General features: G+C 69.3%; 6 protein-coding genes and 2 pseudogenes. 3 read left to right on the plus strand and 5 right to left on the minus strand.

Features of this window, described 5'->3' with window-relative positions; translation table 11 throughout:
- Window positions 1-64: 64 nt before the first annotated feature.
- Window positions 65-1303, plus strand: coding sequence for an acyltransferase family protein (locus STSP_RS33110; protein ID WP_067284722.1), 1239 nt, complete (start codon window positions 65-67; stop codon window positions 1301-1303).
- A gap of 14 nt (window positions 1304-1317) precedes the next feature.
- Here the strand turns inward: STSP_RS33110 and STSP_RS39430 are convergent, their stop codons facing one another.
- The 4 genes and pseudogenes from STSP_RS39430 to STSP_RS38920 form a co-directional block, all read right to left on the minus strand.
- The gene (locus STSP_RS39430; RefSeq protein ID WP_232789885.1) at window positions 1318-1848 is read right to left on the minus strand and encodes a cyclophilin-like fold protein; all 531 of its coding nucleotides are present in this window, start codon (window positions 1846-1848) and stop codon (window positions 1318-1320) included.
- 146 nt (window positions 1849-1994) lie between these two features.
- Window positions 1995-2309: pseudogene (locus tag STSP_RS33120) on the minus strand (IMP dehydrogenase); the annotation flags it as partial.
- A gap of 66 nt (window positions 2310-2375) precedes the next feature.
- A complete protein-coding gene (locus STSP_RS33125) occupies window positions 2376-2996 on the minus strand; it encodes an HAD-IA family hydrolase (RefSeq protein WP_232789886.1) in 621 nt (206 codons plus the stop codon).
- Window positions 2997-3101: 105 nt separating this feature from the next.
- Window positions 3102-3229 (minus strand): annotated as a pseudogene (locus STSP_RS38920) (helix-turn-helix domain-containing protein); the annotation flags it as partial.
- Window positions 3230-3466: 237 nt separating this feature from the next.
- Between STSP_RS38920 and STSP_RS33130 the strand changes: the two are divergent.
- Window positions 3467-4249, plus strand: coding sequence for a phosphotransferase enzyme family protein (locus tag STSP_RS33130; RefSeq protein WP_232789887.1), 783 nt, complete (start codon window positions 3467-3469; stop codon window positions 4247-4249).
- Between the two features lie 83 nt (window positions 4250-4332).
- Here STSP_RS33130 and STSP_RS33135 read toward each other — a convergent pair whose 3' ends face one another.
- Window positions 4333-5076 (minus strand): SOS response-associated peptidase, encoded by a 744-nt coding sequence (locus STSP_RS33135; protein ID WP_067284724.1) that lies wholly within the window; start codon window positions 5074-5076, stop codon window positions 4333-4335.
- A gap of 215 nt (window positions 5077-5291) precedes the next feature.
- On the opposite strand from STSP_RS33135, the gene argG reads away from it, so the two are divergent.
- Window positions 5292-6740: an argininosuccinate synthase gene (gene argG / locus STSP_RS33140; RefSeq protein WP_067284725.1), complete on the plus strand. Its 1449-nt coding sequence runs from the start codon at window positions 5292-5294 to the stop codon at window positions 6738-6740.
- Window positions 6741-6823 lie beyond the last annotated feature (83 nt).

Below are 6823 nucleotides of genomic sequence, written 5' to 3' on the forward strand. Positions count from 1 at the left end.
TGGGGATGGCGCCCGGAGGCCGGTCGCTCAACACTGGGGGACGGGCGACGGGGAGGGCTCGGGCATGGCGACGCGCACAGAATCGACGCAGGCGGCGTTACCGGAGCGGCGGCCGGAGTTGGACGCCATCCGGATGCTGGTCGTGATCGGGCTGGTCTTCTTCCACTCGGCGCTGGTGTTCGCCACCGACGACGACTACTACGTCAAGAACGCGGAGACCACCGAAGCCATCCTGATCATCGCCGGGTTCGGGGTCGTCTGGGCCATGCCGCTGCTGTTCCTCATCTCCGGCCTCGGCGCCTGGCACTCGCTGCGGCGCCGCGGCGCGGGCGGTTTCGCCAAGGAGCGGCTGCTGCGGCTCGGCGTACCGCTCGTCTTCGCGACCCTCGCCCTGAACCCGCAGCCGCAGTGGCTGCGGCAGCGCTCGGCCGAGACCGACCACCACGAGTCGTACCTCGGCTTCCTCCCCGACTTCTACGACGTGCACCTGGAACCCGAAGAATTCCCTTTCCTCGTCCAGGGCCAGCACTTCGAGACCGGCCATCTCTGGTTCGTCGTACTCCTCCTGGCGTTCTCCCTCATGCTGGCGCCGCTGCACCGGTGGCTGCCGCGCGAGCGCGTCCGCCGTACCGGCGACCGGGTGGCGCAGGCGACCCTGCGCCGACGCGGCGTCGTACTCCTGCCGGCCCTTGCCTTCGCGGCGATCTGCGCCTTCGCGGGGATGGAAGAGGACTACGCGGGCTGGCACCGCTGGTCGTACCTGCTGTTCTTCGTCGCCGGCTTCGCGCTCGCCGCCGACGACCGCTTCCGTACCGTGATGCGCCGCGACGCCGGGCCCGCAGCCTGGCTCGGCGTCCTGCTGTTCGCGGCGGCCGGCCCCGGTGTCGCCCTGTCCGACGAGCCCTTCACGGAGATGACCCCCCTGGCCACCGTCTCCCGGGCGCTGTTCGGCGCGGCCGGATGGTGCCTGGTGGTCGCCATCCCGGGCCTCCTCGACCGTTGGCGGCAACAACAGCGAAAGGCACAGCAGCAACCGCAACCGCTCACGGCGCCGAACCCGGCCCCGACCACCCGCCGACGCCTCTACGGCTATCTCGCCGCCGCCGTGCTGCCGCTGTACATCCTGCACCAGCCGATCGTGGTCGCCGTCGCGTACTTCGTGGTCGGCTGGTCAGCGCCGATCCTGGTCGAATACGTCGTGCTCGTGACGATCGCCCTCGCCCTCACCCTCGCCGCGTACGAACTGCTGGTTCGTCGCACCCGGGTGACCCGCTTCCTGTTCGGGATGCGGGCGGTGGGGTGAAGGGCCGGCCGAAGTCAGGAGGCGGGTTCGATGGTGACAGCGGCCGTGTCTGTGGCGGCCAGCTGCTCGGTGACGCTCTCAGGAACGTGGCCCAGGATGATCACGCCGTAGGCGTAGGAGGCGTCACGGTAGTAGATGGCCAGGTTGCCCCAGGGTGCGTAGTAGGCGAGATCGCCGACGCGGGGGTCGGCTCCCGCCGGGGCGCCGGAGGTGGACAGGCGGCGGGACAGATCGGCGATCTTCTCCGTCCCGTGGAAGTCCGTGAGGGTCAGGTTGAGGGGCAGCTGTTCGGCGAAGTCCCGGGCGGCGGCGCTGTCGTTCAAGGTGACGTCGACGGGGGCGCCGTCGATGGTGAGCCTGATGGTGTTCACGGTGGTCCTGCCAGAGGGTGTCGTCGGCGCGGGGGTCGCCGTCGTCCGCTGCGGTGTGGTGGGGGCGGGCGCTGTGGTGAGGGCTGAGCTCGCCTTCGTCCGCTGCGGTGTCTTCGTGGAGGGAGACGAGGCCTGGGTGCAGGCGGTCACGCTGAGCAGCAGGGCAGCGGTCACGGCGGCGCGGGTGCGAGTGGGGAGGGCGGCCGGCATAGGCGTCCAGGCATTCAGTCGGGTCCAGGGATTCGGCCGAGTCAGGGAGGCCGCGCCCTCGCCGGGCCGGGCAGCGTGGACGCCCGGCCCCCGGGGGCATCGGCTTACGGTCAGGGCTTCAGGAGGGCCTTGATGGCGCGGCGCTCGTCCATCGCCTTGTAGCCCTCGGCGACCTGCTCCAGGGGCAGGGTGAGGTCGAAGACCTTGCCCGGGTTGATGCGGCCGTCGAAGACCCGCTGGATGAGGTCGGGCAGGTAGCCGCGCACCGGAGCCGGACCCCCGCGGAGGCCGACGTGGGAGAAGAACAGCTCCTGGCCGTCGAACGCCACGCCGTGCGGAACGCCGACGAAGCCGACGTTGCCGCCCGGGCGGGTGGAGCGCAGCGCCTGGCGCATCGACTCCTGCGTGCCCACGCACTCCAGGCGCCGGGGGCGTGGATGACCGCAAGTCAGTTGGCAGGGCTGATGAAGCCGAGGGGACGTGTGTCGGTCTCAGTCCGGAGGTCGCAGGAAATCCTTGATCCGGGCGAGGGTGTGCTGGGTGCTCGTATGCACGTGACCGGTCATGCCGAGTGATCGGGCCGTGGCGACGTGGCCTGGAGTGTCGTCGATGAACAGGGCATCGGCGGGGTCGGCATCGATGCGGTGGAGCGCGGCCGTGTAGATGCGGGGGTCGGGTTTGGCGCATCCGACTTCGCAGGACAAGACGATGGCATCCACGATGTCCAAAAGTCCGGCGTTCGCCATTCTGGTGCGCATCTGCGGCCAGGCGTTGCTGACGATGGCGGTCTTCACCGAACCGCGGAGGCGGCGAAGGCACGTCACGAGGGCGTCGTCCCAGGTCTCCTTGGAGGCCAGGTCACAGCGGATCTCGGCGATGAGATCCTGGCTGATCCCGAGCCGGTCTCGGACGATGTTCCACCAGGCTGCTTCGCTGATACGGCCGATGAGTACCTGTTCGTCGTTTCCGCCGAACAGAGCAGATGTAAAGGCGTGTTGAGAAGTGCCGAGCCGGTTGCTCCACTCGGTGGCGGCTGCGGTCAGGTGGTCCGGGACGAGTACCCCGCCGATGTCGATAAGGATCGCTGGCGCGGCGCTGGGGGCGGTGGTCATCTCTCGGGTCATGATCTCCTCCAGCCTGGTTCTCCCCGTCCTTCACGTACTGCTCGGCGTCGCCCGCTGGAGGTCGCCGGGGTGGGCGTGCACTCCGGCACCGGGGCCGAGATCACGCTCCAGTGCCCGCACGGCCTGCGACAGCGACGGCTGCGACACATACAGAGCCGAGGCCGCACGGTTGCCCCCCACGATCGACGATCGCAGGAAAACTCCAGCTGCCGAATGTCCATAGGCGTCCCATGCCTCTCAAGAAAGCGCCGACTCGACTGGCCCGATGCTCCCGACCATGGTTGCGCGAAGGACCGCCTCGGATCTTCTACGACGTCGACCGAGTGCCGAAGTGGCTTCCAATCTGGAAGTCCAGCGGCGTGAGGCTGCCTTGCAGCATCGCCTGCTCCGGTTCTCCGGGTCGAGAAGAACTCGATAATTGAGGTGATCGGCAAGGGCTGGTCGGCCAGACTGGCACTGTGCAGCACGATGAAGAGCAACCACTGTCGGGCGGGAACGTCAGCGCCGGCGTCGTCCGCGTCGGCGATACCGTCCGCCGCCCGACGGGGCCCTGGACTCCAGCAGTGCACGCACTGCTCACCCATCTCTACGAGGTGGGCTTTCGGGCGGCTCCTCGCCCCCTTGGCATCGACGAGCAAGGCCGGGAGGTACTGACCTTTGTGGCGGGTGAGGTGGTCTGGCCGGACCGATTCGCGCTGCTGGAGCCCTCACAACGGTTGGCTCGTGTCGCGCGTCTGATCAGGGACTTCCACGATGCCGTGGAGGATTTCACGCCGCCGGCCGACGCCCACTGGCAGGTGCTCATCCCAGCCGAGGGAGCAGACATCATCGCCCATCAGGACCTGGCGCCGTGGAACCTCGTGGCCGACGGAGACGACGCGTGGGCCTTCATCGACTGGGACACGGCCGGCCCCGGCACCCGCCTGTGGGACATCGCCTATGCGATGCACGGCTTTATCCCGCTGTCCGCGCATCCCCGCTGGCAACGTACCGATGCTGACGATCGTCTGCGGATCTTCGCCGACGCATACGGGCTCGAGGAGACCGAGCGGCGTGACCTGGTGCCCTTGCTGGGCCGCCGCACCCGCGCCATGCACGACTTCCTGCGTGACCAGGCGACCCAAGGTAACCAGCCTTGGGCGACACTCTGGTCGGAAGGCCACGGCGACGCCTGGCGAAGCGACGCCGAGTACATCGAACAACGCGAAGAACAGTGGGCACGTGCCCTACTCGCTGGCTGAGCTCGACCACTGTGCCGGAGGGGCATCATGCGCACCGGGGCAGGCCCCGGAGCCACCGACGTCCGAGCCCCGGTCGGCGTCGGCTACGGCGCGACCTCTTCGAGGAGCTGCGGGCCGTTGTTGCGGACGTTGTTGACAGCCGTGGAGACCGGGCGGGCGTCCAGATGACCCCCGCCGGGCTGGGTCAGCAGCTCGCGCAGTTCGTCGGGGTCCTGGTGGGCGGGGTCGAGCCAGGCGTCGTAGTGGTCTGCCGTGAGCGCGAGCGGCATGCGGGGGTGCACTCGCCCGGCCGCGTCGGTGGCCTCGGTGGTGATGATGGTGCAGGTCATCCACCAGGCGGCTGGGTCGTCGTCCTGCTTGACCGCGGGATCACGCCAGTATTCGTACAGGCCGGCGAGCGCCATGACCTGGTCGTCGTGGAGGTGGATGAAGTACGGCTGTTTACGGGTCTTTCCCGTGCCCGGGTCTTTGGCTTGCTGCCATTCGTAGAAGCCGTCGGCCGGCAGCAGGCAGCGGTGCTTGAGGAACGCGCGGCGGAACGCGGGCTTCTCGTGCACGGTCTCCACCCGGGCGTTGATCATCCTCGCGCCGATCTTCACGTCCTTCGCCCACGACGGCACCAAGCCCCAGCGCAGCGGCCGCAATTCCCTCCGCGCCGGCGCGGCATCGTCCTTGTCTCGCCGGGTGCGCTCGAGGACGGCCCACACGTCGTCGGTAGGGGCGACGTTCCAGTTCGGCGCCAACGCCTCCTCCGCGCGCCAGTCGGCGACCTGGAAGAGCTGGACCAGGTCCTTGGGACTGCGGGTGGAGACGTAACGACCGCACATACAGCCACTGTGCCACCAGTGACGCCGCCGCCCGTAGCGCTGTTGGACGCATGTTGCGGGCGCGGCGCGGCTGGGCCGCCGGGCGGCCGCTGCAGCCGCACCGGGAGCCCGCGCGCAGGGAGCACCACGCCGCGGTCAGCTGGGTGGGCCCGGCATCATGGGACCCGACCCGCCCCCCCATTGCATGATCATGCGGGATCATGCATACTCTTCCTATGTCCAAGGTCCTCACCTCCCTCCCCGCCGGCGAGCGCGTCGGCATCGCCTTCTCGGGCGGACTCGACACCTCGGTCGCGGTCGCCTGGATGCGCGACAAGGGCGCCGTCCCCTGCACCTACACCGCCGACATCGGCCAGTACGACGAGCCCGACATCGCCTCGGTGCCCGGCCGTGCGAAGACCTACGGTGCCGAGATCGCGCGCCTGGTCGACTGCCGGGCAGCGCTGGTCGAGGAGGGCCTGGCCGCGCTCACCTGCGGCGCGTTTCACATCCGCTCGGGCGGCCGTGCCTACTTCAACACCACGCCGCTCGGCCGCGCTGTCACCGGGACCCTCCTGGTCCGGGCGATGCTCGAGGACGACGTACAGATCTGGGGCGACGGCTCGACGTTCAAGGGCAACGACATCGAGCGGTTCTACCGCTACGGCCTGCTCGCCAACCCGCACCTGCGCATCTACAAGCCGTGGCTGGACGCGGACTTCGTGACCGAACTCGGTGGCCGCAAGGAAATGTCGGAGTGGCTTCTCGCCCACGGCCTGCCCTATCGCGACAGCACCGAGAAGGCCTACTCCACCGACGCCAACATCTGGGGCGCCACCCACGAGGCCAAGACCCTCGAGCACCTCGACACGGCCATCGAGACCGTCGAGCCGATCATGGGCGTGCGGTTCTGGGACCCCGAGGTCGAGATCGCTGCCGAGGATGTGACGATCGGCTTCGAGCAGGGTCGCCCGGTGACGGTCAACGGCAAGGAGTTCGCCACCGCCGTCGACCTGGTCATGGAGGCCAACGCCATCGGCGGCCGCCACGGCCTGGGCATGTCCGACCAGATCGAGAACCGGATCATCGAGGCCAAGAGCCGCGGCATCTACGAGGCCCCCGGCATGGCCCTGCTGCACGCGGCCTACGAGCGCCTGGTCAACGCCATCCACAACGAGGACACCCTCGCCCAGTACCACAACGAGGGACGGCGCCTCGGCCGCCTGATGTACGAGGGCCGCTGGCTCGACCCGCAGGCCCTGATGATCCGCGAATCGCTGCAGCGCTGGGTCGGCGCGGCCGTCACCGGCGAAGTCACCCTGCGGCTGCGGCGCGGCGAGGACTACTCGATCCTCGACACGACCGGACCGGCGTTCAGCTACCACCCGGACAAGCTGTCCATGGAGCGCACCGAAGACTCGGCGTTCGGCCCGGTGGACCGGATCGGCCAGCTCACCATGCGCAACCTCGACATCGCCGACTCGCGCGCCAAGCTGGAGCAGTACGCCGGTCTTGGCCTGATCGGCAGCGGCAGCCCCACCGTCGGCGCCGCCCAGGCGGCCGCGACCGGGCTGATCGGCAGGATGCCGGAAGGCGGCGCCCAGGCCATCGCCTCCCGCGGCAAGACCGAAGGCGACGACGACCAGATGCTCGACCGCGCCGCAATGGAATCCGGCACCGACTGACCCACCCCCTCGATCAGAACCCGCCCGGCGCCCCGGACGGGGGAATACATCACCGCAGAAGGCCGGCTCGACGCCAACGTCGT

It is taken from the genome of Streptomyces jeddahensis, assembly GCF_001642995.1.
Taxonomy (GTDB): Bacteria; Actinomycetota; Actinomycetes; order Streptomycetales; family Streptomycetaceae; genus Streptomyces; species Streptomyces jeddahensis.